Annotated in this window: 1 protein-coding gene and 2 pseudogenes; all 3 read right to left on the reverse strand. The window is 31.4% G+C overall.

Annotated features, from left to right (window positions below; all coding sequences use genetic code 11):
* Nucleotides 1-210 (reverse strand): annotated as a pseudogene (gene zapD, locus ARSQ2_RS14430) (cell division protein ZapD); the annotation flags it as partial.
* Between the two features lie 223 nt (nucleotides 211-433).
* On the reverse strand, nucleotides 434-1057 hold the full coding sequence (gene coaE, locus ARSQ2_RS01080; protein WP_181994071.1) for a dephospho-CoA kinase: 624 nt from the start codon (nucleotides 1055-1057) through the stop codon (nucleotides 434-436).
* A 121-nt stretch (nucleotides 1058-1178) separates the two neighbouring features.
* Nucleotides 1179-1406, reverse strand: a pseudogene (locus tag ARSQ2_RS14435) (type II secretion system F family protein); the annotation flags it as partial.
* Nucleotides 1407-1495 lie beyond the last annotated feature (89 nt).

The following is a 1495-nucleotide window of genomic DNA, read 5'->3' on the forward strand; positions in this document are numbered from 1 at the left end:
CATATAAATAATGTCATCAAAATTAAGTCGCTTAGCTATACAACAACCTCCGGGTATACTTAACCGCTGGCGAGCAATACTAATAACTTTATCTCCCCGTAAGTGTTGACTAATGCGTGATGCTTCTCTTAATGAAGTAAGATTTTCTTGCAGTTCTTTTAGAAGATTTTTAATCAGAGTTTTATCTGCATGGGAATCACTGCACCATTGATTAAGTTTGTTTTTTTATCTAATTCTTTAATAATGTCTGCACGTATATCGTTGCGATCTAATACTTAGATTAATTCAGAAACGGCACCAAAAAAAGCTAATCCACTAGCTAATGAGTTGATGTTTTTCAAGTTAATGAAGTTTCTGAAGCAAACATTCCATGCGCAGCCAAGAGCGCATTTTCTCATTTAATGGATTTTCATAAATAATGGTAGAAATAGTATTACTCATTGTGTGTTTCCTGAGAAGCATTCATAGCTAATTGCAAATATTTCTGATGTAATTTCGCTAAAGTTTCATCAAGTGTTAAGTTATTATCGTGATTATTAATTATATCATCAGCTTTTTCTAAACGCTTTGTTCGGCTAACTTGATTAGATAAAATATTTTTTGCTTCTTGTTGGCTAATTCTATCACGTTTCATTATACGAGCTATTTGTTCTTCAGGTGTTACGTCAATGACTAGCACGCGGTTGGCAAGGTCCTCTAGATTATTTTCAATTAACAACGGGAGAACCCAAACTACATAAGGGGAATTAACTAAAGTTAGCTGGTGTTGGGTTTCTTGATGTATTAATGGATGAAGCAAATTATTTAACCAATTTTTTTCTCTTGGATCGCTAAATATTTTTTTTCTTAACTTGGCGCGATTTAAAGAGCCATCCTTATTGAGAATAGTTGAACCAAAATGTTGTTTTATCATGTTAAAAGCATAAGTATTAGGGATAACTATTTGTCTTGAAATGATGTCTGCATCAACAATTGGTATTCCTAAGGATGCAAATTTATCTGAAACGGTACTTTTGCCGCTTCCTATCCCGCCTGTGAGAGCAACAATATAGCTCATGCATCCTCTCTTTCAATAAATTTAAATGGTAAATTCCAGGCAAAGGTCTGATAATTTTTTTATGTTTATTATAACGGGTTTTAACATAATAATATTTTTATTTTATTGTTACATTGATTACTTAAGAAATAATATTACCTAAATTAAAAATCGGCAAATACATAGTGAATAATAATCGAGTAATTACAACTGCGAGTAATAGTATTAGCATTGGTTCAATTAATTTTATCTTTTTATTAACATAGTTTATCAGGTTATCTTGATACCAATTAGCTAGTTTTTCTAAAAATAATACTAAATTGCCAGATAATTCTCCGGCTGTAATAAATTGCAAGCATAGATATGGGAATAGTTTTCTCTTTTTATGCTGTAGCTAAAAGAAATACCTCGTTGAATTTTTTGATATATAGAATGGATGGCATCATGATAAACGGGATG

Source organism: Arsenophonus endosymbiont of Bemisia tabaci Q2 (assembly GCF_902713415.1).
Lineage (GTDB): Bacteria > Pseudomonadota > Gammaproteobacteria > Enterobacterales > Enterobacteriaceae > Arsenophonus.